The organism is Pseudomonas sp. NPDC085632 (genome assembly GCF_044541255.1).
GTDB lineage: Bacteria > Pseudomonadota > Gammaproteobacteria > Pseudomonadales > Pseudomonadaceae > Aquipseudomonas.
In genome coordinates this window covers 22,562-46,617 of sequence record NZ_JBITSX010000012.1, presented here as the reverse complement: position 1 = coordinate 46,617, position 24,056 = coordinate 22,562, and the positions used below count along the sequence as shown (strand labels likewise).

Annotated in this window: 22 protein-coding genes and 1 tRNA gene; 15 read left to right on the top strand and 8 right to left on the bottom strand. The window is 59.4% G+C overall.

What is annotated here, in order from left to right; all coding sequences use genetic code 11:
• Positions 1-53: 53 nt before the first annotated feature.
• The 6 genes from ACIF4X_RS11610 (at position 54) to ACIF4X_RS11585 (ending at position 8,581) form a co-directional block, all read left to right on the top strand.
• On the top strand, positions 54-2,198 hold the full coding sequence (locus ACIF4X_RS11610) for an autotransporter outer membrane beta-barrel domain-containing protein (RefSeq protein WP_397482226.1): 2,145 nt from the start codon (positions 54-56) through the stop codon (positions 2,196-2,198).
• Between the two features lie 96 nt (positions 2,199-2,294).
• Positions 2,295-2,756: a hypothetical protein gene (locus ACIF4X_RS11605; RefSeq protein WP_397482225.1), complete on the top strand. Its 462-nt coding sequence runs from the start codon at positions 2,295-2,297 to the stop codon at positions 2,754-2,756.
• A gap of 94 nt (positions 2,757-2,850) precedes the next feature.
• Positions 2,851-4,056: an EAL domain-containing protein gene (locus ACIF4X_RS11600; RefSeq protein ID WP_397482224.1), complete on the top strand. Its 1,206-nt coding sequence runs from the start codon at positions 2,851-2,853 to the stop codon at positions 4,054-4,056.
• Between the two features lie 90 nt (positions 4,057-4,146).
• Positions 4,147-4,590, top strand: coding sequence for a chemotaxis protein CheY (locus tag ACIF4X_RS11595; RefSeq protein ID WP_397482223.1), 444 nt, complete (start codon positions 4,147-4,149; stop codon positions 4,588-4,590).
• A gap of 135 nt (positions 4,591-4,725) precedes the next feature.
• Positions 4,726-5,352, top strand: a complete 627-nt coding sequence (locus ACIF4X_RS11590; protein WP_397482222.1) for a response regulator — start codon at positions 4,726-4,728, stop codon at positions 5,350-5,352.
• Between the two features lie 10 nt (positions 5,353-5,362).
• Positions 5,363-8,581 carry a transporter substrate-binding domain-containing protein gene (locus tag ACIF4X_RS11585; protein WP_397482221.1) on the top strand — a complete coding sequence of 1,073 codons (3,219 nt, stop codon included), beginning with the start codon at positions 5,363-5,365 and terminating at the stop codon, positions 8,579-8,581.
• 11 nt (positions 8,582-8,592) lie between these two features.
• Here ACIF4X_RS11585 and dkgB read toward each other — a convergent pair whose 3' ends face one another.
• Both dkgB and ACIF4X_RS11575 read right to left on the bottom strand, forming a co-directional pair.
• Entirely contained in the window at positions 8,593-9,396 is an 804-nt protein-coding gene (gene dkgB, locus ACIF4X_RS11580) for a 2,5-didehydrogluconate reductase DkgB (protein ID WP_397482220.1), read from the bottom strand.
• Positions 9,397-9,639: 243 nt separating this feature from the next.
• Positions 9,640-10,548, bottom strand: a complete 909-nt coding sequence (locus tag ACIF4X_RS11575) for a LysR substrate-binding domain-containing protein (protein WP_397482219.1) — start codon at positions 10,546-10,548, stop codon at positions 9,640-9,642.
• Positions 10,549-10,652: 104 nt separating this feature from the next.
• Between ACIF4X_RS11575 and ACIF4X_RS11570 the strand changes: the two genes are divergently transcribed.
• The 4 genes from ACIF4X_RS11570 (at position 10,653) to ACIF4X_RS11555 (ending at position 14,560) form a co-directional block, all read left to right on the top strand.
• Positions 10,653-11,519 carry a pirin family protein gene (locus tag ACIF4X_RS11570; protein WP_397482218.1) on the top strand — a complete coding sequence of 289 codons (867 nt, stop codon included), beginning with the start codon at positions 10,653-10,655 and terminating at the stop codon, positions 11,517-11,519.
• Positions 11,520-11,605: 86 nt separating this feature from the next.
• Positions 11,606-12,289, top strand: coding sequence for an isochorismatase family protein (locus tag ACIF4X_RS11565; RefSeq protein WP_397482217.1), 684 nt, complete (start codon positions 11,606-11,608; stop codon positions 12,287-12,289).
• A gap of 56 nt (positions 12,290-12,345) precedes the next feature.
• Positions 12,346-12,972 carry an isochorismate family cysteine hydrolase YcaC gene (gene ycaC / locus ACIF4X_RS11560; RefSeq protein WP_397482216.1) on the top strand — a complete coding sequence of 209 codons (627 nt, stop codon included), beginning with the start codon at positions 12,346-12,348 and terminating at the stop codon, positions 12,970-12,972.
• Between the two features lie 145 nt (positions 12,973-13,117).
• On the top strand, positions 13,118-14,560 hold the full coding sequence (locus tag ACIF4X_RS11555; protein ID WP_397482215.1) for a mechanosensitive ion channel domain-containing protein: 1,443 nt from the start codon (positions 13,118-13,120) through the stop codon (positions 14,558-14,560).
• A 3-nt stretch (positions 14,561-14,563) separates the two neighbouring features.
• Here the strand turns inward: ACIF4X_RS11555 and ACIF4X_RS11550 are convergent, their stop codons facing one another.
• The gene (locus ACIF4X_RS11550) at positions 14,564-15,145 is read right to left on the bottom strand and encodes a GNAT family N-acetyltransferase (RefSeq protein WP_397482214.1); all 582 of its coding nucleotides are present in this window, start codon (positions 15,143-15,145) and stop codon (positions 14,564-14,566) included.
• Positions 15,146-15,274: 129 nt separating this feature from the next.
• On the opposite strand from ACIF4X_RS11550, the gene xth reads away from it, so the two are divergent.
• Both xth and ACIF4X_RS11540 read left to right on the top strand, forming a co-directional pair.
• On the top strand, positions 15,275-16,069 hold the full coding sequence (xth, locus tag ACIF4X_RS11545) for an exodeoxyribonuclease III (RefSeq protein WP_397482213.1): 795 nt from the start codon (positions 15,275-15,277) through the stop codon (positions 16,067-16,069).
• Between the two features lie 101 nt (positions 16,070-16,170).
• Entirely contained in the window at positions 16,171-17,004 is an 834-nt protein-coding gene (locus tag ACIF4X_RS11540; RefSeq protein ID WP_397482212.1) for an arylamine N-acetyltransferase, read from the top strand.
• Here the strand turns inward: ACIF4X_RS11540 and ACIF4X_RS11535 are convergent.
• Both ACIF4X_RS11535 and ACIF4X_RS11530 read right to left on the bottom strand, forming a co-directional pair.
• Positions 17,001-17,327 (bottom strand): BrnA antitoxin family protein, encoded by a 327-nt coding sequence (locus tag ACIF4X_RS11535; RefSeq protein ID WP_397482211.1) that lies wholly within the window; start codon positions 17,325-17,327, stop codon positions 17,001-17,003. The genes ACIF4X_RS11540 and ACIF4X_RS11535 overlap by 4 nt on opposite strands.
• Before the next feature lie 3 nt (positions 17,328-17,330).
• Complete coding sequence (locus ACIF4X_RS11530) at positions 17,331-17,615, bottom strand: BrnT family toxin (RefSeq protein ID WP_397482210.1); 285 nt, start codon at positions 17,613-17,615, stop codon at positions 17,331-17,333.
• 254 nt (positions 17,616-17,869) lie between these two features.
• On the opposite strand from ACIF4X_RS11530, the gene ACIF4X_RS11525 reads away from it, so the two are divergent.
• Positions 17,870-19,393 (top strand): nucleobase:cation symporter-2 family protein, encoded by a 1,524-nt coding sequence (locus ACIF4X_RS11525; protein WP_397482209.1) that lies wholly within the window; start codon positions 17,870-17,872, stop codon positions 19,391-19,393.
• 228 nt (positions 19,394-19,621) lie between these two features.
• Here ACIF4X_RS11525 and ACIF4X_RS11520 read toward each other — a convergent pair.
• Positions 19,622-19,697: transfer RNA gene (locus tag ACIF4X_RS11520), tRNA-Asn, on the bottom strand.
• A gap of 219 nt (positions 19,698-19,916) precedes the next feature.
• Between ACIF4X_RS11520 and ACIF4X_RS11515 the strand changes: the two genes are divergently transcribed.
• Positions 19,917-20,147 carry a hypothetical protein gene (locus ACIF4X_RS11515; protein WP_397482208.1) on the top strand — a complete coding sequence of 77 codons (231 nt, stop codon included), beginning with the start codon at positions 19,917-19,919 and terminating at the stop codon, positions 20,145-20,147.
• Here the strand turns inward: ACIF4X_RS11515 and ACIF4X_RS11510 are convergent.
• Both ACIF4X_RS11510 and ACIF4X_RS11505 read right to left on the bottom strand, forming a co-directional pair.
• The gene (locus ACIF4X_RS11510; RefSeq protein WP_053118898.1) at positions 20,144-20,344 is read right to left on the bottom strand and encodes a hypothetical protein; all 201 of its coding nucleotides are present in this window, start codon (positions 20,342-20,344) and stop codon (positions 20,144-20,146) included. The two genes, ACIF4X_RS11515 and ACIF4X_RS11510, sit on opposite strands and share 4 nt — an antisense overlap.
• A gap of 155 nt (positions 20,345-20,499) precedes the next feature.
• A complete protein-coding gene (locus ACIF4X_RS11505; RefSeq protein ID WP_397482207.1) occupies positions 20,500-21,696 on the bottom strand; it encodes an amino acid aminotransferase in 1,197 nt (398 codons plus the stop codon).
• Between the two features lie 337 nt (positions 21,697-22,033).
• Between ACIF4X_RS11505 and uvrB the strand changes: the two genes are divergently transcribed.
• The gene (gene uvrB, locus ACIF4X_RS11500; RefSeq protein ID WP_064116827.1) at positions 22,034-24,049 is read left to right on the top strand and encodes an excinuclease ABC subunit UvrB; all 2,016 of its coding nucleotides are present in this window, start codon (positions 22,034-22,036) and stop codon (positions 24,047-24,049) included.
• Positions 24,050-24,056: the final 7 nt, after the last annotated feature.

The following is a 24,056-nucleotide window of genomic DNA, read 5'->3' as shown; positions in this document are numbered from 1 at the left end:
TTTTTTTCTCCCCCGATCTCTAAATTCGCTACCTCATCACTGAGGTACAAAGCATGAAGATTGTCCCGGCAAAAACCTGTCCTGCACTGACCCTGTCACCCCTGGCTCTGGCCGTCGTCATGTTGATGCCGGTGCATGCACAAGCCTTCACTGCCACTGTCAACAATGGCGCTGTGGTCGATGGCGAAACCGTTATCGGTGGCCAGCAGAGCGTTGGCGATAACGGCACCGCCAATAACACCTTGATTGAGTTGACGGGCACCCAGGCGGTGTTCCGCGATGGCGTGTCGAATGACGCGACGGTACTCGGTAGCCAACGGGTGCAGAGCGGCGTTTCCAACCGCACGGTGGTGGGCGCCACGGGGTCGCAATTGGTCTCGACCTCCGGCATTGCCAACGACACCGTGCTCAACGGCGGTTCGCAAACCGTACAGACCCCCAACAGCTTCGCCAACCGTACGGTGATCAATCAGGGCGGGGTCCAGACTGTTCAGCTAACCGCAACGGCGGTGGATACCCTGGTCAACGAGGGTGGGGTGCAGATTCTCACGGATCTGGGCACATCCCAGGGCAGTCGGATTCTCAGTGGCGGTGAGCAGCGTTTGACCACCACCACCTTCGGCGGCGCGATCGCCACCGATACGCTCATCGACGGTGGCGTGCAAAACGTCTATGGCCGCGGCACGGCCAACAACAGCACGGTCACTAATGGCGGGCAGGTCAATCTCTATGCCGACGCTCAGGCCAACGGGCTGGTCGCTCAAACGGGCGGTACCGTCAACGTGATGGAAAACGCGGTGAAGACCGTTGACTCACTGACCCTCAACGGTGGTCGTCTGGCCTTCGCCCCGAGCAGCGATGGCACTTTCAAGACCTTCACGGTCGGTGCTCTGTCCGGCAGTGGCAGTGTGTTGATGAACAGCGACATCGCCAATCAGCAGAATGATTTGCTGGTGGTGCAGGGCGTTGGCCAGGCCAGCGGCGATCACACGCTGATCGTTGGTGATTCAGGGCATGAGCCGACGACGTCGGACGGCCGCCTGCTGCTGGTCGACACCAACGGTGGCAATGCGAAATTCGGTCTCTACGGCGGACACGTTGATGCCGGTGCATTTCGTTATACCTTGCAGCAGCAGGGCGATGACTGGGTCTTGGCCAGCGCGGGTAACGTTCCGGTGGATCCCGTAACGCCAGTCGATCCGGTGACGCCGGTTGATCCCGTCGCCCCCGTCAATCCGGTAGATCCGGTCGCGCCACCACGGCCAATCGACCCGGCACCTGAGCATTTGTCCAAGGGCGCCAACGCCGCCATCGCTGCACACACCGCTGGCGCCAGTTTGTGGGGCGCGCAGATGAACGCGCTGGTCAAACGTCTCGGCGAACTGCGCATGGGCAAGGATGACGGCGGCGTCTGGACTCGCGCCATCGGCAAGCGATTCGATATCAGCGAACACTCCAGTCGTGCCTACACGCAAGATGTCACCGGTCTGGAAATCGGTGCCGACAAGGCGTTCGCGTTGGACAGCGGCAAGGTCTACGTCGGCGGCATGCTTGGCACCGCGCGCTCGGATCTGGATTTCGGTGAAGGCGCTACGGGCAATATCGAAAGCCGCATGTTCGGCCTCTACGCCACTTGGCTGAACGATAACGGCGTGTATGTCGACAGCGTGTTGAAGTACAGCCGTTTTGACAACGAGATCAAGACCCCAACCAATCTCGGTCAGGCCGTGAAAGGTTCCTACAGCACCAATGGCATCGGTGCCGACATTGAAGTCGGCAAGCGCATTGATCTGAAAGAAGGCTGGTTCGTCGAGCCACAACTAGAACTCACGGCAACCCGGACCCAAGGCGCGAGTTACACCGCCAGCAACGGCTTGCGGGTCAAGTCAGATGATCTCGACTCGCTGCAAAGCCGTGTCGGTTCACTGTTCGGCCGCAGCCTCGAACTTAGCAACGGCATGAAAGCCCAGCCGTATATCAAAGCGTCGTACGTGACCGAGCACAAAGGCAACAGCAAGGTCAGTGTGAACGGCAACAAGTTCGATGCCGAGCTTGCGGGCAACCGCGTCGAACTCGGCTTTGGCGGCGTGTTGCAGGTCAGTGAAAAAAGCAAAATCTCGCTGGATGCCGAATACGCCAAAGGCGAGGGTATCGAGCAACCGTTCGGGGTCAGTCTGGGTTATCGCTACCTCTGGTAAATCGAGATCAGCCACGTCGGCTCATCCCGACGTGGCGGATGTCTGGAAAGTGCCTCAGAGCATTCCTGGTGTCTTTTCAGATTCGTCCTACAGGTTTTGCTGGCTCTTTTGCCTAGTGTGGCGCCTATCCCACCACGAGCGGTGACGTTTTCTCTCACTGTTGAAACCATGTCCTACAAAAGCTGGCGAATTCTGATTGTTGACGAACAGCCCGCCCTACAAAACCGAATCGGCAAAGCCTTCAAGGAACTGGGCTGCCGAGGACTGACGCGGGTCCACTCGTTTCGTGAACTGCTGGGTGTGACCCATTATTCCTGCGAGCCCTTTGAGCTATTTGATCTGATGATCATCAATGCGCAACTGATCGTCGCTGCCGGAGTGGACCCGGTTCGATTTTTTCAGACCAACACCCAGATTCGCCACGCGGTGATTCACGACGCTCACCGTGGCCAGCCGCAGGCCGAGACGATTTACGCCAACCACCGACGTCAACTGATGCTGATCCGTAGCGCCGATCGGGACACGCTTGGCCCTTTGCTGGAGCACTTTGATGTTTAGCAATACGCCCACCCGGGTCGACACGCTGGTTGACGATTGCAACAGGCGATCGGCGCCAGCTCGATCTTTCCATTTCTTGCCCGAGCCATTACTCATGCCCGAACTGCCTTTACGTGTATTAGTGCTGGAAGACCATGCTTTTCAGCGCTCAGTCGCGGTCAACATGCTCCGTAGCCTTGGCTGCCGCGAAGTCTTCGAAGCCAGTGACGGTGCGCAGGCGCTGGAATTGCTGGCACGCGTCGGCACGGTCGATATTGCCTTGTGCGATTTGCAGATGGAGGGCATGGACGGCCTGGAGTTTCTGCAGCGGGTTGGTGCATCAGGGCAAGTCAAATCCGTGATCATCAGCAGCTCGTTGTCGGCGGACCTGCGTCGAGCGGTGCATCAGATGGTGGCGTTGCTCGGCCTGGAACTGTTGGGCGATGTCGGCAAGCCTTTGCACGTGCAGGTGCTGGCAAATCTGCTGCGCAAATCGATCGACAGGCCGGTCCAGATGCAACCTGCGGATAGCGTGACGCTGGCCAGCGACAAGACGGTTCGGCAGGCACTCGCACAGCATCAATTGCATGCCTGGTATCAACCCAAGTTCAACCTGTCTACCGGCGAAGTCTGTGGTGTCGAAGTACTGTGTCGCTGGCACCATCCGACCCAGGGTGTCATCCCGCCAGCGCTGTTCATGCCGGTGCTCGAACGTTGCGGCTTGCTCGACGAGTTGCTGTTTGCCCAGATCGATCAGGCCCTGACGGTGCAACGCAGTGCTCGTGCTCAGGGCTTTGCATTGAATGTCGCGTTCAATCTGCAAGCGGTTCAGTTGGCGAATGCGCAGTTGACGGCGACGTTGAAAACGCTGCTGGTCCAACACAGCGCCTGCGGTGCGAACCTGACCTTCGAATTGACTGAAAGTGGCCTGCTCGAAGCCCCGGCCACCAGCCTGGAGAGCCTGGTACGGCTGCGGATGATGGGTTGTCAGTTGTCGATCGATGATTTCGGCGCAGGATTTTCGTCGTTGCAGCGCCTGTGCCAGTTGCCATTCAACGAGATCAAGCTCGACGCTGAATTCGTGCGCAACCTTGAACACGAACCGCGTTGCCGGGCAGCGATCAGCAGCACCCTGGCGTTAGGCGAAACACTCGGCATGACGGTGGTGATCGAAGGCATCGAAACCGATGCACAACGCTGCGAACTGCTGGCGCTCGGATGCACGCAAGGGCAGGGCTACTGGTACGCACGGCCGATGTCCGGCCCCGACCTGTTGGACTGGCTGCAGCGACGCAGTGCTCGGCAAACCACCAATGAATAACCTCTTTTTTCGGAAGATTCCTACAGAACTCTACACGTGGCTTGCGTAGTCTTGCCGCACCCAGAAATCGCAAATCCCGGGAGATTGAACATGATCAACAAAGCCCTGCGCATCCTGATCGCCGACTCGCAGCATTTTCACCGGATGAAAATCGAGCGTCTGTTCAACAGCCTCGATTACTACCGCGTGGCGCCGGTACAGAGCCTTACCGAACTGCTGACGCTGGTGGACTACGGTTGTGAGCCGTTCGATGTGGTGGTCGTCAATGCCGAGCTGGCGCCAGGTTCGCTGGATCTGCCGGGGTTTTTCCTGAATAACCTGCTGGTTCGTCAGGCGTTGATCTACAACGACGACACGGCGCCGGTGCAACCGGCTTCGGGTTTCGCTCAGGAAAATGTGCAGATCAGCCAATTGGCGTTGCCTTCAAAACAGTCGATCAGTCAGTTGATGGCGCTGGTCGACGTACCCGACAGGCCGCGCGAGTTGGCCGTCCACAGGCCATACCTGTCTGTGCAAAGCGCTGCTCATGCATAAAAACTCGCTGGCTGCAACTGTCAGGTCTGACAGGTGATCTGCTCTCCGTTCCATGTAACAGTCCCGGGGCAGCCACTGAGTCTGGATCAGCCCGAAGCGGTGGCCTGTTCGTCGGACCTTGCACTGGGAGTGGTCATGAAGTCAGCGTTGATCGTCGACGATCATCCGGTGGTGCGCGCTGCCATCCGAATCGTGTTGCAAACCGAAGGATTCAATCAGATATACGAGGCGTCTCATGGCAACGAGGTGGTTTCGCTCATTCGTGAACACAAGCCTCGATTGGTCATACTCGATCTGAATTTGCCTGTACTGGACGGGCTGGAAGTCATGGCTCGGATCAAGACCAATGATCTTCGTTGCCGAGTGCTGGTTTTCAGTACCCACGAACCCATGTTCTATCAGGAACGCTGTGTGCGTGCCGGGGCCATGGCCTACGTGACCAAAACCAATAAACTGGAGCAGCTGCGCATTGCCATTCGGGCGGTGATGTCGGGCCATGCCTATTTTTCCTCGTTCCCGGACAGTTTCAGCACGCTGAATGCCGTGCAAACCACAGAAAAACAGATGATCGATCAGCTCTCCGACCGTGAGTTGAGCATTTTCCGGCAACTGGGGCTGGGCAAATCCAACAAGGCGATTGCCGAGGAGATGCACTTGAGCTACAAAACGGTCAGCACCTATAAAACCCGTCTGATGAAAAAGCTCGGGGTCAGCTCAGCAGTGCATTTGCGCGATTTCGCCAAGCGCAATCATGTGATCTGAGCGAACGGCCATGAGGCAGGGACGCTGGATTATCTGGCTATGGTTGAGCCTGATGGCCAGCTGTTGGGCGAATGACGCGCCGCAGATGCTGCAAGTGCTGACACGTGGCGGGCTGGAAAAAGCTCAGATGCGCCTGGACGAACAGGACCGGCAATGGCTGCGTGAGCACCCGGTGCTGCGCATGGGGATTTCCGGAGCGGATTACCCACCGTTCGAAATCACTCGCAATCAACATGAACTCGAAGGGCTCACTGCGGATTACGCTGATCTGCTGGCACAGTTGCTTGGCGTGCGCATCGAGGTGCAGCGGTTTGCCAACCGCGATGCCGTGATGGCGGCACTCAAGCGCGGCGATCTCGATCTGCTGGGGACCTCCAACAGTTTTGAAGCCGCCGACCCGGAGTTCATCCTGTCCCGGGCTTACGCCGAAGATCAGCCGATGCTGGTGACCCGGGTCGACGAGCCGTTGCCGAGCGATCTGGCCGGCAAGCGCCTGGCCATGGTCGAGGACTATCTGCCGCTGGCGAGCGTGCAAGCGTTCTATCCCCAGGCCAGCGTGCGGCGTTATCCCTCGGCAATGGATGCGCTCGGGGCGGTAGCGTTCGGCGCGGATGATGTGTATCTGGGCGACTTCACCAGTGCCAACTACTTGATCAACACCAATTATCGTAACGATCTGCAACTGGCCGGCCCGGCGGGGCTGGATGCCAACGCGTTCGCGTTCGCCCTGCTGCGCAGCGATGTGCGCCTCAAACGCATCGTCGATCGGGCGTTGGCGGCCATTCCCATGGAGCGTCGCCAACGGATCGAACAGCGCTGGAGCGCTGGCCTTGCCGAGATGGCTGAGCAGTCGCGGGTGCAGCTCAGTGCAAATGAGCAGGAGTGGCTGGACCAGCATCCCGTTATCCGGGTCGGTGCCATCGATGACTTCGCGCCGCTGACCTTTTTTGATGCCGATGGCCGTTTCAGCGGGCTGTCGGCGCAACTGCTGAGTCTGATCAGCCAGCGTAGCGGGCTGAATTTCGAAATCGTGCGCGGCACGTCGCTGGATCGGCAGATTGAACAGCTCAAGGCCGGTGAACTGGATGTGTTGCCGGTGGTGACGCCGAGCAGCGAGCGCGAAACAGAACTGCAATTTACCCGCGCTTACCTGAACAATCCGTTTGTGCTGGTCAGTGCAATGACCGCGCAGGGGCCGCTCAACCTTGATGACCTGACCGGTAAACAACTGGCGATATATCGCGGGCATCCGTTGCGCGCTTACCTGTTGGGCCGCGTGCCGCGCATCCGTCTGGTCGAAGTCAAAAGCCCCGCCGAAGGCATGGCGCTGATTGCCAAGGGGCAGGTCGACGTCACGGTGAGTTCATTGCTGGTGGCGCGCTTTCTGATCGCACGTCACTACCGAGAGCGTCTGCGCGTTACTGGCACCATCGGCGATCAACCGGCGCGCATTGCGTTGGCGACGGCCCCGCAGATGCCGGCCCTGCACTCGATCCTGAACAAGGCGCTGTTGAGCATTGCCCCGCAACAGATGGACGAACTGGTTGAGCGCTGGAGCCACGATGTGGTGGTGGAAGACAGTTATTGGCTACGCCATCGTCGCGAGATTCTCCTCGGTTTTGCCGGTGCAGCGGTGTTGCTGGCGCTTGCACTGGGCTGGATCGTTTTTCAGCGCCAACAGATTCGCCGGCGCCAGCAGTGGCTGCAGCAATTGCAGGAGGCCAAGGACGCCGCTGACGACGCCAATCGCGCCAAGACCACGTTTCTGGCGACCATGAGCCATGAAATCCGTACGCCGATGAACGCCTTGATCGGCATGCTCGAACTGGCCCTGAAGCGCGCCGAGGAAGGCGTGACCGATCGATTGGCCATTCAGGTGGCGTCCAATGCCGGGCAACAATTGCTGGCGCTGATCGGCGACATTCTCGACATCGCGCGGATCGAGACCGGGCATTTGTCCCTCGCCCCCGAACGCGCCAACCTGCGTGAGCTGGTGGTGTCGGTGTGTCGGGTGTTTGAAGGGCTGGCGCGACAGAAGCGTTTGTTGTGGCACATCGAACTCGATGCTCGCAGCGATGTTGACGTGCTGATTGATCCGACGCGATTCAAGCAAGTGCTGTCGAATCTGCTGAGCAACGCAATCAAGTTCACCGAGGAGGGTGAGGTCAGTCTGCGGCTGGTGGTGACCGCAACGACGTCCGAGCGCCTGGCGGTGAAGGTGCTCATTGCAGACAGTGGGGTAGGGATCAGCCACGACGATCGGCGCCGGCTGTTCAGCCCGTTCGTACAGGCGAGCAATCACTCGCAGTCGGCGCGCAGCGGTTCCGGACTGGGTCTGGTGATCAGTCGCAGCCTCTGCGAAATGATGGGTGGCACGTTGCGACTCGACAGTGCGCTGGGTGAAGGAACGCAAGTCGAAGTCAGCCTTGAACTGCCGCTGTTGGCCGCGCTTGCTCAGCCCGCTGCAATCGCGCAAACCGTGGTCAAAGCGAGCTGTTCACTTAATGTCCTGGTGGTGGACGACCATCCGGTGAACCGCTTGCTGTTGTGCTGGCAGTTGAGTGAACTCGGCCACCGCACGGTCGATACCGAGAACGGTGACGAGGGCCTTGAGCGATGGCGGACGCAGGCATTCGATGTGCTGATCACCGATTGCAACATGCCGCGGCGCAACGGTTATCAACTGGCGCGGGCGATCCGTGATGAAGAGTCGCTTGCCGCTCGCCAGCCGTGTCTGATCCTTGGCTTTACTGCCAACGCGCAGGCTGAGGAAAGGACGCGCTGCCTGAATGCCGGCATGGACGAATGTTTGTTCAAACCGATCCGCTTGCACGACCTCGCGCAGGCGTTGACGGCTGCCCGTCATTGCGAGATGACGCTAGACCCTGGCGAGGTGCCGGCGCTGGTGGAAATCGACCTGAGCACATTGGAGCAAATGGCCGGAGATGATCGTGCGTTGATCGGACAGTTGCGCAAGGAAGTGTTGAACAGCTTGCAGCTCGATCTGCAAAGTCTCGAAGTATTGCAGCGAGAGCAGAATCGCCAAGGGCTGCGTGAATTGGCGCATCACATTAAGGGCGGGGCGCAGATGGTCGGCGCGGCGCGGGTGGTGGCGGCGTGTGTCGAGCTTGAGCAGGCGTGTCGCGAAGCGCACGCGGCGCCGTTGGGCATGGCAAGCGATACGTTGCGTGAGGCCATGGCCGGCCTCGCGCAACGTCTGCAAAGCTGACGCGTGTCGGCTCAGTCCCAGTCAGGCGCGATGCCTTTCGGGCTGGTCAGGCGATGGCCGCGATCGAGTGTGGCAATCAGCGCCATGTCGGCATCGCTCATGGTCAGCGCCGTGGCGGCAAGGTTGCTTTGCAGGTTGGCGCGTTTGGTCGACGACGGGATCACCGCGTAGCCCGACTGCATCGCCCAGGCGAGGGTGACTTGCGCCGGGGTGGCTTGCAGGCGTTCGGCGATCTGGTGGATCAGCGGATCTTTCAGCACTTCACCGTAGGCGAGGGTCATGTACGAAGTGATGTGGATGCCTTGGCTGCGGGCGAACTCGACCACCTTGCGGTTTTGCAGGTACGGATGCAGTTCGATCTGGTTGGTCGCGATGTTTTCTGCACCGACCGCAGCAATCGCCTGCTTCATCAAATCGATGGTGAAGTTGGACACGCCGATCTGCCGGGTCAGGCCCAGACGCCTGGCTTCGAGCAGGGCGGCCATGAATTCTTCGACGGGTACCTGGTTTTCCGGCGATGGCCAGTGAATCAGCGTCAAGTCGAGGTAGTCGGTCTGCAATTTCTGCAGGCTCTCCTTGAGGCTGTCGATCAGGCGATCCTTGGCGAAGTTGGCGACCCAGATCTTGCTGGTGATGAACAGCTCTTCGCGCGGGATGCCGCTGGCTGCGATGGCTTGACCGACATCGGCTTCGTTTTCGTAGATTTGCGCGGTGTCGACGACCCGATAGCCGAGTTCGAGGGCGGTACTGACCGAATCGATGACCACCTGGCCTTGCAGGCGAAACGTACCAAGACCGAAAGCGGGAACAGACATGGAAGACTCCAGGGTTGCAGTGGGAATAGGCTGGAGTATCCGTGTCTGAATCGTTGAGAAAAACAGCGTGTGAGGCAAAGCACTGTTGAACAGAAGTCATGAATCAAATGTTCATTTTGTGTTGTCCGGGCTGGCCCCATCGCTGGCAAGCCAGCTCCCACAGAGATTTGTGTGAGTGATGAATTATGTGTACACCCCGAAACCTGTGGGAGCTGGCTTGCCAGCGATGGGCGCACCGCCGATTCAGGCAATGTCGCTGTGGGCAAACTCCTCGCCGAGAAAATCGATCAACGTACGCACCGACGGCAGCAACCCGCGCCGCGACGGGAAGATCGCATGCACCACCCCGCACTTCGGCGCCCAGCCCGGAATCAGCTCCACCACACGTCCCGCCGCAATGTCCTCACGCACCACCACGCTCGGCAAATGTGCCACGCCAACCCCGGCAATCACCGCCTGACGCAAGGCAATCAAATCATCGGTGACCATCCGCGGCGTATGGCGGATCAGCGCCGTGCTGTCATTCGGCCCAAGCAATTCCCACTGATATTCACGCTGCGCCGCGCCCCAGTGCAGGCTCGGCAGACCGTTGAGGTCCGCAGGCGAGGGCGGTGACGACAGGCGTTCGACAAACTGCGGGCTGCCGACCACCGATTGCGTGCTGTTGCCCAACACTTTCATGACCATGTCGGTGTTTTCCAGCGGCGGAAAACGCACTCGTAGCGCAATGTCGAATCCTTCGTGAATCAGGTCGACACGACGGTTGGTGCTCTCGATGAACAACTCCACCAGCGGGTACTTGAGCATATAGCGCGTGAGCATCGGCCCGACCCACGAATTGAGCAGCGCCGTCGGGCAACTCAGGCGCACCAGACCTTGCGGTTCGGAGCGGTTGCGTTCGATCAGTTCGGCGGCGCTTTCGGCTTCGATGCGCATGGCCAGGCAGCGCTGGTAATAGGCCTGGCCGATTTCGGTCAATGAACAATGACGGCTGGTGCGGTGCAGCAGACGTACGCCGAGACGCTCCTCAAGCTCGGCGATGCGCCGGCTGAGCTTTGATTTGGGCATGTCCAGCGCCCGCCCGGCGGCAGCGAATCCGTGGTGCTCGACCACTTGGGTGAAGTAATAGAGGGTGTTGAGGTCTTCCACCATCGTTCTCCAGATAGAACGCTAAGGCTGATTTTTGCAGTCTAGTGCATTGATGGTCATGGATTTAAGCTTAATCCATCGCGTCACTCACCCCATTGGAGACAACCATGAAAAACATCATCGGTATCTACACCAGCCCGCGCGGCCATTGGGTCGGCGATGGTTTCCCGGTTCGCACGCTGTTTTCCTACGACAACCTGGGCAAACACATCAGCCCGTTCCTGCTGCTTGATCACGCCGGCCCTGCCGATTTCACCCCGACCACCGAACGGCGTGGCGTTGGTCAGCATCCGCACCGTGGTTTCGAAACCGTGACTATCGTTTATGAAGGCGAAGTGCAGCACCGCGACTCGACCGGCAGCGGCGGCATCATCGGCCCGGGCGATGTGCAATGGATGACCGCGGCGTCGGGGATCCTCCACGAAGAGTTCCACTCGGAAAACTTCGCCAAAACCGGCGGCAAACTGGAAATGGTCCAGCTTTGGGTCAACCTGCCGGCCAAGGACAAAATGGCCGCGCCGGGTTACCAGACGATTCTCGACAGCGACATTCCGAGCATCGCGCTCAAGGACAACGCGGGCAGCCTGCGCCTGATCGCCGGTGAGTTCGATGGCCACACAGGCCCGTCGCGCACTTTCACACCGATCGACGTGTGGGATCTGCGCCTCAACGCCGGCAAGTTGCTGACGCTCGATCTGCATGAAGGCCGCAACACTGCGCTGGTGGTGTTGAAAGGCTCGGTGCAGATCAACGGTCTGGAATCGGTGCGCGAAGGGCAGTTGGCGCTGTTCGAACGTGACGGCCATCAGATGACGCTCGAAGCCAGCCAGGACGCGGTGGTGTTGCTGCTCAGCGGCGAGCCGATCGACGAACCGATCGTCGGCCACGGCCCGTTCGTGATGAACACCGAGCAGGAAATCCACCAGGCGTTCGCCGACTTCCAGTCCGGCCGCTTCGGCCAGATGCACGCTTAACGCACCACCACTCCGCTCTACACAGGACGCGTAGGCCGGTTCGCAGGCCAGGGATGGCTGTTGCCTAGAGAAAAGAGGAAACGCCCATGAACACTGTCAATGCCGCGAACTTCGACGGCCAGAAACCGACCATCGATGCCAGCGACGCAGCGATGCTGCTGATCGACCATCAGAGCGGTCTGTTCCAGATCGTCAAGGACATGGATGTGCCGCAACTGCGCGCCAATGCCGTAGCGCTGGCGCAAGCCGCGACCCTGTTGAAGATGCCGGTGATCACCACAGCCTCCGTACCGCAGGGGCCGAACGGGCCGTTGATCCCCGAGATTCACGAAGCTGCACCGCATGCGCAATACGTGGCGCGCAAGGGCGAGATCAATGCCTGGGACAACCCGGAGTTTCACGCGGCGGTCAAAGCCACCGGCAAGAAAACCTTGGTGATCGCTGGCACGTTGACCAGCGTGTGCCTGGCGTTCCCGTCCATCGCCGCTGTGCATGAGGGCTACAAGGTATTTGCCGTGGTCGACGCGTCCGGCAATCACTCGAAACTTGCCACTGATCTGACCGTTGCCCGTTTGGCCCAGGCCGGGGTGGTGCCGATCGACATCATGGCTACGCTTTCCGAGCTGCAAGGCTCGTGGAACCGTCCCGATGCCGAGCAGTGGGCGGCCGTCTACGCCCAGGCCATGCCGCATTATCAATTGCTGATCGAGAGCTACCTCAAGGCTCAGCAAGTCGCGAACGAACACGAAGTGCTGGATTCCCAGCGCTGATCGAGTCCCCTGAGGCCGACCCCCGTCGGCCTCTACCACCCGCGAGGGTTACTGCTATGACCACTCAATACAAACGTCTGGACAAGAACAACGCCGCAGTGCTGCTGGTCGACCACCAGGCCGGGCTGCTGTCACTGGTACGCGACATTGATCCGGACAAGTTCAAGAACAACGTGCTGGCGCTGGCCGATCTGGCCAAGTACTTCAAACTGCCAACGATCCTCACCACCAGTTTCGAAACCGGCCCCAACGGCCCGCTGGTGCCGGAGCTGAAAGCACTGTTCCCGGACGCGCCGTATATCGCCCGTCCGGGCCAGATCAACGCCTGGGACAACGAGGATTTCGTCAAGGCGATCAAGGCGACCGGCAAGAAGCAGTTGATCATCGCCGGTGTGGTGACGGAAGTTTGTGTGGCATTTCCGGCGCTGTCGGCACTGGAGGAAGGCTTTGATGTATTTGTGGTCACCGATGCCTCCGGCACGTTCAATGAACTCACCCGCGATTCGGCATGGAGTCGTATGTCCAGCGCTGGCGCGCAATTGATGACCTGGTTCGGTCTGGCCTGTGAACTGCACCGCGACTGGCGCAACGACATTGAAGGGCTGGGCACGCTGTTCTCCAACCACATCCCGGACTACCGCAACCTGTTCACCAGCTACAACAGCCTGTCTGACGACAAATAACCTAAGTTACCCACACCCCCCTGTAGGAGCTGCCGCAGGGTTTTGCGGGTTTTTTGCGGGTGTGTTCATGCTCTGAAATCAATTGCTCCTACACTTGCTCAATCTGTGCGATCTTCTCGCGATTGGCCTTCGTCGGAGTTGTTTGATGCTGTCTCTGCTCACCGAACATCCGTTGTTTTGCGCGCTGATCCTGATCCTCCTCGATCTTGGGTTATGGCGCCTGATCAGCTCCCATGGCAGCGAGTGGAAACTGCTGGTGCGGGTGCTGATTTTCAGCTTGTTCAGCGTGCTGCTGTTCAATGAAGGCCTCAACCCGATGGAGCCGGCGCCGTGGGCCGACAACGTGCCGCTGCACCTGGCGGCGACCGGGTTGCAAATTGGCTGGTGGCTGTTCGGCGCGCGCACCCTGACGGTGTTGATCGGCGCGGTGATGATGCAACGGGTCGGCCACACCGGGCGGCTGTTGCAGGATTTGCTCGGCGCGGTGATTTTTCTCATCGCGATCATTGCGGCACTGGCTTACGTGCTCGATCTGCCGGTCAAAGGCGTGCTGGCAACCTCCGGAGCGTTGGCGATCATCGTCGGCCTGGCCTTGCAGAGCACGCTCAGCGATGTGTTCTCCGGGATCGTCCTCAACACCACCAAGCCTTATCAACTGGATGACTGGATTTCCATCGACGGCACCGAAGGCCGGGTCACCGATATCGATTGGCGCGCCACGCGCCTGCAAACCAGTCAGGGCAGCATGGCGGTGATTCCCAACTCGCTGGCGGCCAAGGCCAAGATCATCAACTTCAGTCGGCCGAGCAATATGTTCGGCGTCGCGGTCAGTGTGCAGGTCAGCCCTCACGCGCGGCCCAGTTCAGTGATCGATGCGCTGGAGCGGGCGATGCAGGGCTGTCGTCAGTTGCTGGATACACCCGCGCCAAGTGTGGCGCTGAAAAGCTCCGGCAGCAGTGGCGCGGAATACGAGATCAGCGGTTTCGTCGCCTCGATGGGGGAGAAGCGCGTGGTGCGCAATCAGCTGTTCGATCTGGCCTATCGGCATTTGCAGGCGTCCGGGGTGAGTTTGCTATCGAGCAATGAAACCGGTGCGCCGGCCAACCTTTCGCGGCCACGGGCATTGCTCGACAGCTCGCCGATTTTTTCGACGTTGCGCCAGGAAGAGAAAGAAACCTTCAGCCAGAACATGACCCTGCAAACCTTCCGCGCCGGTGAAACCATCCTCGCCGCCGGGGAGGTCAGTGATCACTTGTTCATCATCGAGTCCGGCGTTGTCACCGTAACGCTGACCCGTCACGGTACGCCGTTCGAATCCGGGCGCATGGGCCCGGGCGAGGTCATTGGCGAAGCGGGGATTCTTTCCGATACGTCGGTGCCGGCGACGTTTGCCGCGAAAACCTTTTGCGCCTTGTACCGCATCGAGAAAACTTACTTGAAGCCGTGCCTCGATGCCCGCCATGACATCAGTGACGCGATGAAAACCTTGCTCGATTACCGCCTGCACAAGGCGCAATCGCTGACCGAGGATGTGCCGGTAGTCGTGCCGAAAAAGGGTTTCTTGCAGTGGCTGCGCAACCGCGCCTGAGCATCATGCGTAGGCGGCGAGTTTCTGTTCCAGCTGCAGGCGCACCTGTGGCCACTCGTCGTCGATGATGCTGAAGCGCACCGAGTTGCGCTTGCGCCCGTCCGGCATGATCCGCTCGTGGCGGACGATGCCTTCCTGTTGCGCGCCAAGGCGCAGGATCGCGTTGCGCGACTTCTGGTTGGTCTCGTCGGTGGTGAACTGCACGCGCACGCAATCGATCACCTCGAAGGCGTGGCGCAGCATCAGGTACTTGGCTTCGGTGTTGACGAAGGATTTTTGCCAGCTCGCCGAAATCCAGCTGCTGCCGATTTCCAGCTTGCGATTGAGCGGGTCGATCTTCCAGAAACGCGTTGAGCCGATCACTTCGCCAGTGTCTTTCAACACAATGACGAACGGCATCACGGTACCGGCGTCACGGCCATCGAGGGCTTTTTTCAGGTAGCTGTCGACGGTGCTCGCCGACGGCACGACCGTGACGGTGAGGTTCCACAATTCGCCGTCAGCGGCAGCGTGGAGCAGGGCAGCGGCATCTGAATACTGGAGCGGGCGCAAGAGGATGCGCTGACCTTGCAGCGTGGTTTGCATGGGATTCAGGTCTCGGCGGAGCGGGCGAATGGCGAGGGCCTATTACGCCGCACCGGGTGGATCCGATGCAACCGGCGTGATGTTCACGCGGTCACAATTTCCACAGCCCATGGGCAGGAGCCTCAGTTGATGAAAAACCTGCGGATCGCCACCTACAATGTCAACGGTTTACGCGCGCGTTTGCCGAATCTGCTGGATTGGCTCAAGCGCGAGCAACCGGACATTGCCTGCCTGCAAGAACTCAAATCGGTCGACACGGCATTCCCCGCCGCCGAACTGGAAGCCGCCGGTTACGGCGCGATCTGGCAAGGCCAGGCCTCGTGGAACGGCGTGGCGATTCTCGCCCGCGACGCGCAACCGCTGGAGAGCCGCCGCGGACTGCCCGGCGACCCTGATGACAAGCACAGCCGTTATCTGGAAGCGGCGGTGCACGGCGTGCTGGTCGGTTGCCTGTACCTGCCCAACGGCAATCCGCAGCCGGGGCCGAAGTTCGATTACAAACTGGCCTGGTTCGAACGGCTGATCAGTTACGCGAAAGACCTGCAAAGCAGTGATCACCCGGTGGTGCTGGCCGGCGACTACAACGTCGTGCCTACCGACATGGACATCTACAACACCCGTTCCTGGCTCAAGGACGCGTTGCTGCAGCCGAAGAGTCGCGAGTGTTATCAGCGTTTGCTTGATCAGGGCTGGACCGATTCGCTGCGGCATCTGTATCCCGAGGATCGTCTCTACACGTTTTGGGATTACTTCCGCCAGCACTGGCAAACCAACTCCGGCCTGCGCATCGATCATCTGCTGCTCAACCCGGCGCTGAGTCCCTATTTGCATGAGGCCGGGGTAGACGCCTGGGTGCGCAATGAACCGCATGCCAGCGACCATGCGCCGACGTGGATTCGTATCGGCTCACGCAAGAAGCGTTAGCAGGCGATTGGCGAAATCAATTGTCGAAAACACTGCCCGATCCCGTATACATGGCGACCATCAACGCAGTGACCTGCGGCCCCATGCATAAGGACTTAGCAATGAGCGAGCCACGCCTGACGAACCTGAAGCTGTACCTGCAACGTCTGGGTTTTGAAACGCCACCGGAACCGACACTTGTAACCCTGCGCCTTCTGCAATTGCGTCACACCGGCGTGTTTCCCTTCGAGAACCTGGCGACGATCAGCGGGGCGCCGGTGTTGATCGATCTGCCGTCCATTGAAGAAAAAGTCTTGCTCGGTGGGCGCGGTGGTTACTGCTATGAACTGAATAACCTGTTCTTTGCCCTGTTGCTGGAGCTGGGGTTCGACACCCGGGCCATCAGCGGGCGCGTGGTGATGAATCAGCCCGAGGGCAGCTGGACAGCGCGTACGCACCGTTTGAGTCTGGTGACTATCGACGGCGTACGCTACATCAGCGATGTCGGCTTCGGTGGCATGGTGCCGACCGCGCCGCTGCTCCTCGATACCGAGACTGAGCAAGCGACCCCTCACGAACCTTATCGCATTGAAAAACAGGCCGACGGCTACATGCTGCAGGCCAACGTGGCGGGGGAATGGCGGCCGATGTACCTGTTCGACCTGCAGCGCCAGGAAGACATCGATTACACCATTGGCAACTGGTACGTCTCGACGCATCCGGAGTCACCGTTTACCCAGCGTCTGATGGTCGCGCGTACTGGCGATGGCTGGCGCAAGACGCTGAACAACGGCAGCTTCGCTGTTCATCGCATGGGCGCCAGCAGTGAGCGGCGCGAGGTGACGCAGGTCGATGAGCTGATTGAATTGCTGGCGCGCGAGTTTGCTCTGCACCTGCCGGATCTGCCCCACATACGGCAGGCTCTGGCGCGGATGATTGCACCGGTTTCCGTTTAGGGCTTGGCGTCTGGCTCCAGCACTCGGCGGATTTCCCCGACCGCTGCCGACAGTTTTTTCTCGAGACTCTTGAGGTCTGCGGCGGTGATGCCTTTCTTGAATTGCCCGCTCGATTCGGCTTGTTCCGGTTTGGCGATGGCATCGAGCAGGGCATGACGCAGGGTGTTATTGATTACCGTCTGATAACCGAACCCTTCGCTCTCTGCGACCGTACGCGCCGCTTCGATGACGGCGTCATCGAGCATGATGGTGATGCGTGTTTTACCCTTGTTGAGCGCCACTGCGCCGCGTTTGCCCTGAGAGAAGTCATATTCGTCTTTCATCGGTCAAGCCTCCAGAAAATAAGCGCAGCGTTCGCTCGATGTGGCGGCACGTGCAGAAATGATTCGAACAACATTCGCTTCCCGGTAAATGTACGCAACGACCAACAAGCGCCCTTTGCCGTTGAGGCCAATAGTGATCCAGCGTTGTTCGTCATGATCGTTGTCCTCGACCGTCAGTGCTCGTTCGTCGTCAAAGACCGGCCCGGTCTCGGCGAGGCTGACGCCTTTGTGCTTGAGTTTGTTGGCTGCGTTCTTGCTTTTGTCGTACTGAATTTCGAATGACTTCATTATGCATACTTTATATGTATAAAAAAGAGCGCGACGATGCCGTCGGTCGCCATGAACAATTCAGCCTAGTGCGCACGCGGGCAGGTGCAGGAAAGGATGTGTTGCCGGATTTGTGGGGGATGGAACCGGCGGGATAGAAGGTTGGATGGCTACCTATCCATTTTGTGATCGATAAGTTGTATACAACTCTATGGACATTTGTCACGAGTATTGAATACAGTGTGCGCATAACAAAAACCAGGGAACCCCCCACCATGAAAACGCCCCATGTTTCACACCAACGGCCCGAGGACGAAAATCTCGGGGTCGGCGCGAATATGGCTTACGGCCTGCAACATGTTCTGACCATGTACGGCGGTATCGTTGCGGTGCCACTGATCATCGGCCAGGCGGCCGGCCTGTCGCCGGCGGACATTGGTTTGCTGATTGCTGCTTCATTGTTTGCGGGGGGGCTGGCGACACTGCTGCAAACCCTGGGTCTGCCGTTTTTTGGCTGTCAGTTGCCGCTGGTGCAGGGCGTGTCGTTCTCCGGCGTGGCGACCATGGTCGCGATCGTCAGCAGTGGCGGGGAGGGCGGCTTTCAATCCGTGCTCGGCGCGGTAATTGCGGCGTCGTTGATTGGCTTACTGATCACGCCGGTGTTCTCGCGCATCACCAAGTTCTTCCCGCCGCTGGTCACTGGCATCGTGATCACCACCATTGGCCTGACGCTGATGCCGGTGGCCGCACGCTGGGCGATGGGCGGTAACAGCCATGCGCCGGACTTCGGCAGCATGCAGAACATTGGTCTGGCGGCGGTCACGCTGGTGCTGGTGTTGTTGCTGAGCAAAGTCGGCAGTTCGACCATCTCGCGTCTGTCGATCCTGTTGGCCATGGTGATCGGCACGGTGTTGGCGGTGTTCCTCGGCATGGCGGATTTCTCCAGCGTGACCACCGGGCCGATGTTCGGCTTCCCGACGCCGTTCCATTTCGGCATGCCGACGTTCCACTTCGCCGCGATCCTGTCGATGTGCATCGTGGTCATGGTGACGCTGGTGGAAACCTCTGCGGACATTCTGGCGGTCGGTGAAATCATCGGCACCAAGGTCGATTCCAAGCGTCTGGGCAATGGTCTGCGGGCGGACATGCTGTCGAGCATGTTTGCGCCGATCTTCGGTTCGTTCACTCAGAGTGCGTTCGCCCAGAACGTCGGGCTGGTGGCGGTGACCGGGATCAAGAGCCGTTACGTGGTAGCCACTGGCGGCATCTTCCTGGTGATTCTTGGCCTGCTGCCGTTCATGGGGCGGGTCATCGCCGCGGTGCCGACGTCGGTACTCGGCGGCGCCGGTATCGTGCTGTTCGGCACGGTGGCGGCGAGCGGTATTCGCACGCTGTCCAAGGTGGATTACCGCAACAACGTCAACCTGATCATCGTCGCCACCTCGATCGGTTTCGGCATGATCCCGATTGCCGCACCGAACTTCTACGATCACTTCCCGAGCTGGTTCGCGACCATTTTCCACTCGGGCATCAGCTCGTCGGCGATCATGGCGATCCTGCTCAATCTGGCCTTCAACCACTTCACTGCCGGTAACTCGGATCAGCAGTCGGTGTTTGCGGCGGCGGAAGAGCGGACCTTGCGTTATCGCGATCTGGCGGCGCTGCGTGAAGGCGACTACTTCAGCGACGGCAAGCTGCATGACTGCGACGGCAAGGAAGTGCCGGTCATCGAGCCAGATGACCACGATCATGGGCACGGTGCGCCGAAGGTGCAGGTGAGACCCAGCGAGCACGTCTGACGACGGTGTCTGAATAGGAAAAGGGCCGATCTGTTTTGTACAGATCGGCCCTTTTTATTTGAAGATCAAAAGATCGCAGCCTTCGGCAGCTCCTACACAGAACTCATACGCTGCCGATTCTGCGGATGAACGCTGAATCTGTAGGAGCTGCCGAAGGCTGCGATCTTTTGATCTTTTCAGCGCCCACAAAAAAGCCCCTGAATCTTTCGATTCAGGGGCTTTGCTATTTGGCTCCACAACCTGGACTCGAACCAGGGACCCAATGATTAACAGTCATTTGCTCTACCAACTGAGCTATTGCGGAATTGGTGCGTATGTTACTGATTCAAAAAGAGAAGTCAAGCATCGATTGCAAGAGTGAGTGAATTCTCGGGGCGGACGGTGGTTTGTCAGCGATTGGCGGTTACCAGAACGGCAGCAGAGGTCTACCATGGCCGCCCGGAAGTGGTCACACGCGCTGCCGGCCATTCGCCGAAAAGGTACGCGTCATGAAGCATTCAATCCGCAACAACGAGGTGTTCGCATGAGCATCGCGCAAATCAGCCTGCCCAAAGGCGTTGGCCCTCACGCCGAAAAACTCTTCGACGCAATCACTCAGGCCTGCACCGCTGAAGAATTGAACCGCGCCGGCGGCAAGGCCGAAGGTTTTGTCCTCGGTCTGGAAAGCACCAAAGCGATCAAAAGCCAGATCGCTGAATCGCTGTACGTCGCTTATGACGATGCCGCCACTCAGCGCGCGAGCGAACTGGCTTAACTGCCAAAGGTGATGGTGCCCAGCATCAGTTTGGCGTAAGCCGCTGTGGCTGCCAGTTGCACCAGCCACAGCACCAGGCCACCGAGAAACACCCCGGCAGCCACTTGCAGCACCAGGCTTTTTTCGCGTTTGGCCGATGCGCGGGGGATGAAATCATCCAGATCGTCACGGTCGGCGCGCAGGTTGTCGTTTTTCATTGGGCTTCTCACAAAGTTCTCGGATGTACACAAAACCTGTGGGAGCGAGCTCCCACAATTTAAATCTGTGTGCAGTCTAGAGGGTATGGGGATTGTTTCGTGGCAATAAAAAACGGGAAGCCCCAAGGCTTCCCGTTTTTCGTCACGCAGCGAAATCAGATGACCTGAACAATCGCGTCTGTCACAGCCTTGATGTTGCTCTGGTTCAGCGCAGCCACGCAGATGCGGCCGGTGTCCAGGGCGTAGATGCCGAACTCGTTACGCAGGCGATGCACTTGTTCAGTGGTCAGGCCGGAGTAGGAGAACATGCCACGCTGACGACCGACGAAGCTGAAGTCGCGGCCCGGGGCTTTCTCTGCCAGCAGATCAACCATCTGCGTACGCATGCCACGAATGCGCAGACGCATTTCGGCCAGCTCGGCTTCCCACTGCGCACGCAGTTCCGGGCTGTTCAACACCGCAGCGACGATGCTTGCACCGTGGGTCGGCGGGTTGGAGTAGTTGGTGCGGATCACGCGTTTGACTTGCGACAGTACGCGCGCGCTTTCTTCTTTCGATTCGCTGATGATCGACAGGGCGCCAACGCGCTCGCCGTACAGCGAGAACGACTTGGAGAACGAGCTCGAAACGAAGAAGGTCAGACCGGATTCAGCGAACAGGCGCACGGCAGCGGCGTCTTCGTCGATACCGTCGCCAAAACCCTGGTAGGCCATGTCGAGGAACGGCACGTGACCTTTGGCTTTAACCACTTCCAGCACGTTGTTCCAGTCCGCCGGGGTCAGGTCGACGCCGGTCGGGTTGTGGCAGCAAGCGTGGAGGATAACGATCGAGCCGTTCGGCAGGGCGTTGAGGTCTTCGAGCATGCCGGCACGATTCACATCGTGGGTAGCAGCGTCGTAGTAGCGGTAGTTCTGCACCGGGAAGCCAGCGGTTTCGAACAGCGCGCGGTGGTTTTCCCAGCTCGGGTCGCTGATCGCGACGACAGCGTTCGGCAGCAATTGCTTGAGGAAGTCGGCACCGATTTTCAGTGCGCCGGTACCGCCGACGGCCTGAGTGGTGATGACACGACCGGCGCTGATCAGCGGCGAGTCATTGCCGAACAGCAGCTTTTGCACAGCCTGGTCGTAGGCGGCGATGCCATCGATCGGCAGGTAACCGCGCGAAGCGTGTTGAGCGACGCGAATCGTCTCGGCTTCGATCACGGCGCGCAGAAGTGGAATTCGCCCCTCTTCGTTGCAGTAAACACCCACGCCCAGGTTGACCTTGGTGGTCCGGGGATCGGCGTTGAATGCTTCGTTGAGGCCCAGGATTGGATCGCGGGGTGCCATTTCGACAGCGGAGAACAGGCTCATTATTGCGGCGGCTCTGAATGGAGAATGGAGGGACGTGTCGCGCTCCAGCCGGATGCACTAGAGCGGTGCACAAACGGGGAGCTAGTATAGAGGCCATTACTGAACAATGGCGACAGGCGATTCGGCTTTTACGGTAAGTTTTTCCGATTATTTCTTGACCGTTAGTCGACTGCGCGTGTCAGAGTCTTTACCGGATGTAGGACGTTTGCCTTGAAAGGTGAGGCAATCGCCACCACATTGAGCACAATCCAGGTTTTTTCTTGCGCGACACCGGTCGTTTGCGGTCGTCCCCGTGGTGCTCCGCTTTGCTCGGAATGCCGCGATCCCAGAGGTGTATATGTCCGAATTCCAGCTCGTCACCCGCTTCGAGCCCGCCGGCGACCAGCCGGAAGCCATTCGCCAATTGGTCGAGGGCATCGAAGCCGGGCTGGCGCACCAGACGCTGCTCGGTGTGACCGGCTCGGGCAAGACCTTCAGCATCGCCAATGTCATCTCGCAGATCCAGCGTCCGACGCTGGTGCTGGCGCCGAACAAAACCCTCGCCGCGCAGTTGTACGGTGAGTTCAAAGCGTTCTTTCCGAACAACGCCGTCGAATACTTCGTTTCCTACTACGACTACTACCAGCCCGAAGCCTATGTGCCGTCGTCCGACACGTTTATCGAGAAGGATGCGTCGATCAACGACCACATCGAGCAGATGCGTCTGTCCGCGACCAAAGCGTTGCTGGAGCGCAAGGACGCGATCATCGTCACCACGGTGTCTTGCATCTACGGTCTCGGTAGCCCGGAAACCTATTTGAAGATGGTGCTGCACGTCGATCGCGGCGACAAACTCGATCAGCGTGCGTTGCTACGGCGTCTGGCCGACCTGCAATACACCCGCAACGACATGGATTTTGCCCGCGCGACCTTCCGCGTGCGTGGCGATGTGATCGACATCTACCCAGCGGAATCCGATCTGGAAGCGATCCGCATTGAGCTGTTCGACGACGAAGTCGAAAGCATTTCCGCGTTCGACCCGCTGACCGGCGAAGTCATCCGCAAGATGCCGCGCTTCACGTTCTACCCGAAGAGCCACTACGTGACGCCACGGGAAACCCTGCTCGACGCCATCGAACACATCAAGGTCGAACTGCAGGAGCGCCTTGAATACCTGCGCAGCAATAACAAACTGGTGGAAGCTCAGCGGCTTGAACAGCGCACCCGTTTCGACCTGGAAATGATCCTCGAACTGGGTTACTGCAACGGCATCGAAAACTACTCGCGCTACCTGTCCGGGCGTCCGGCCGGTGCCGCGCCGCCGACCCTTTACGATTACCTGCCGGCCGACGCGTTGCTGGTGATCGACGAGTCCCACGTCAGCGTGCCGCAGGTTGGCGCGATGTATAAGGGCGACCGTTCGCGTAAGGAAACCCTCGTCGAGTACGGCTTCCGTCTGCCTTCCGCGTTGGATAACCGGCCGATGCGTTTTGACGAGTGGGAAGGGGTCAGCCCGCAGACCATTTTTGTCTCGGCGACCCCGGGCAATTACGAAGCCGAACACGCCGGGCGTGTGGTCGAGCAAGTGGTGCGGCCGACGGGGCTGGTCGACCCACAGGTTGAAGTGCGTCCGGCGCTGACTCAGGTCGACGATCTGCTCTCGGAAATCGGCAAGCGTGTGGCGGTCGAGGAACGGGTGTTGGTGACCACGCTGACCAAGCGCATGGCCGAAGACCTTACCGATTACCTCGCCGATCACGGCGTGCGTGTGCGTTATCTGCACTCGGACATCGACACCGTCGAGCGGGTCGAGATCATCCGCGATCTACGCCTTGGCACCTTTGATGTGCTGGTCGGGATCAACTTGCTGCGTGAAGGTCTGGACATGCCGGAAGTGTCGCTGGTGGCGATTCTCGACGCGGACAAGGAAGGTTTCCTGCGTTCCGAACGTTCGCTGATCCAGACCATTGGCCGCGCGGCGCGAAACCTCAATGGTCGGGCGATTCTCTATGCCGATCGCATGACCGGATCGATGGAGCGTGCGATCGGTGAAACCGAGCGGCGTCGCGACAAGCAGATAGCGTTCAACCTGGAAAACGGCATTACGCCGCGCGGAGTGATCAAGGACGTCGCCGACATCATGGAAGGCGCCACCGTGCCGGGCTCGCGCAGCAAGAAGCGCAAAGGCATGGCCAAGGCTGCCGAAGAAAACGCCAAATATGAAGCCGAGTTGCGCTCGCCGAGCGAGATCACCAAGCGCATCCGTGCGCTGGAAGAGAAGATGTATCAGCTGGCGCGGGATCTGGAGTTTGAAGCGGCGGCGCAGATGCGTGATGAGATTGCCAAACTGCGCGAGCGGCTTTTGGCGGTTTGATTGATGT

Bases quoted from the DNA above. Each gene is read 5' to 3' on its own strand.
- ACIF4X_RS11610 (WP_397482226.1), top strand. From the start codon at position 54: ATGAAGATTGTCCCGGCAAAAACCTGTCCTGCACTGACCCTGTCACCC.
- ACIF4X_RS11515 (WP_397482208.1), top strand. From the start codon at position 19,917: ATGAGCATCGCGCAAATCAGCCTGCCCAAAGGCGTTGGCCCTCACGCC.
- ACIF4X_RS11590 (WP_397482222.1), top strand. From the start codon at position 4,726: ATGAAGTCAGCGTTGATCGTCGACGATCATCCGGTGGTGCGCGCTGCC.
- ACIF4X_RS11505 (WP_397482207.1), bottom strand. From the start codon at position 21,696: ATGAGCCTGTTCTCCGCTGTCGAAATGGCACCCCGCGATCCAATCCTG.
- ACIF4X_RS11600 (WP_397482224.1), top strand. From the start codon at position 2,851: ATGCCCGAACTGCCTTTACGTGTATTAGTGCTGGAAGACCATGCTTTT.
- ycaC (WP_397482216.1), top strand. From the start codon at position 12,346: ATGACCACTCAATACAAACGTCTGGACAAGAACAACGCCGCAGTGCTG.
- ACIF4X_RS11530 (WP_397482210.1), bottom strand. From the start codon at position 17,615: ATGAAGTCATTCGAAATTCAGTACGACAAAAGCAAGAACGCAGCCAAC.
- uvrB (WP_064116827.1), top strand. From the start codon at position 22,034: ATGTCCGAATTCCAGCTCGTCACCCGCTTCGAGCCCGCCGGCGACCAG.
- ACIF4X_RS11550 (WP_397482214.1), bottom strand. From the start codon at position 15,145: ATGCAAACCACGCTGCAAGGTCAGCGCATCCTCTTGCGCCCGCTCCAG.
- ACIF4X_RS11555 (WP_397482215.1), top strand. From the start codon at position 13,118: ATGCTGTCTCTGCTCACCGAACATCCGTTGTTTTGCGCGCTGATCCTG.
- ACIF4X_RS11510 (WP_053118898.1), bottom strand. From the start codon at position 20,344: ATGAAAAACGACAACCTGCGCGCCGACCGTGACGATCTGGATGATTTC.
- ACIF4X_RS11585 (WP_397482221.1), top strand. From the start codon at position 5,363: ATGAGGCAGGGACGCTGGATTATCTGGCTATGGTTGAGCCTGATGGCC.
- ACIF4X_RS11535 (WP_397482211.1), bottom strand. From the start codon at position 17,327: ATGAAAGACGAATATGACTTCTCTCAGGGCAAACGCGGCGCAGTGGCG.
- ACIF4X_RS11565 (WP_397482217.1), top strand. From the start codon at position 11,606: ATGAACACTGTCAATGCCGCGAACTTCGACGGCCAGAAACCGACCATC.
- ACIF4X_RS11575 (WP_397482219.1), bottom strand. From the start codon at position 10,548: ATGGTGGAAGACCTCAACACCCTCTATTACTTCACCCAAGTGGTCGAG.
- ACIF4X_RS11595 (WP_397482223.1), top strand. From the start codon at position 4,147: ATGATCAACAAAGCCCTGCGCATCCTGATCGCCGACTCGCAGCATTTT.
- ACIF4X_RS11525 (WP_397482209.1), top strand. From the start codon at position 17,870: ATGAAAACGCCCCATGTTTCACACCAACGGCCCGAGGACGAAAATCTC.
- xth (WP_397482213.1), top strand. From the start codon at position 15,275: ATGAAAAACCTGCGGATCGCCACCTACAATGTCAACGGTTTACGCGCG.
- ACIF4X_RS11540 (WP_397482212.1), top strand. From the start codon at position 16,171: ATGAGCGAGCCACGCCTGACGAACCTGAAGCTGTACCTGCAACGTCTG.
- ACIF4X_RS11570 (WP_397482218.1), top strand. From the start codon at position 10,653: ATGAAAAACATCATCGGTATCTACACCAGCCCGCGCGGCCATTGGGTC.
- dkgB (WP_397482220.1), bottom strand. From the start codon at position 9,396: ATGTCTGTTCCCGCTTTCGGTCTTGGTACGTTTCGCCTGCAAGGCCAG.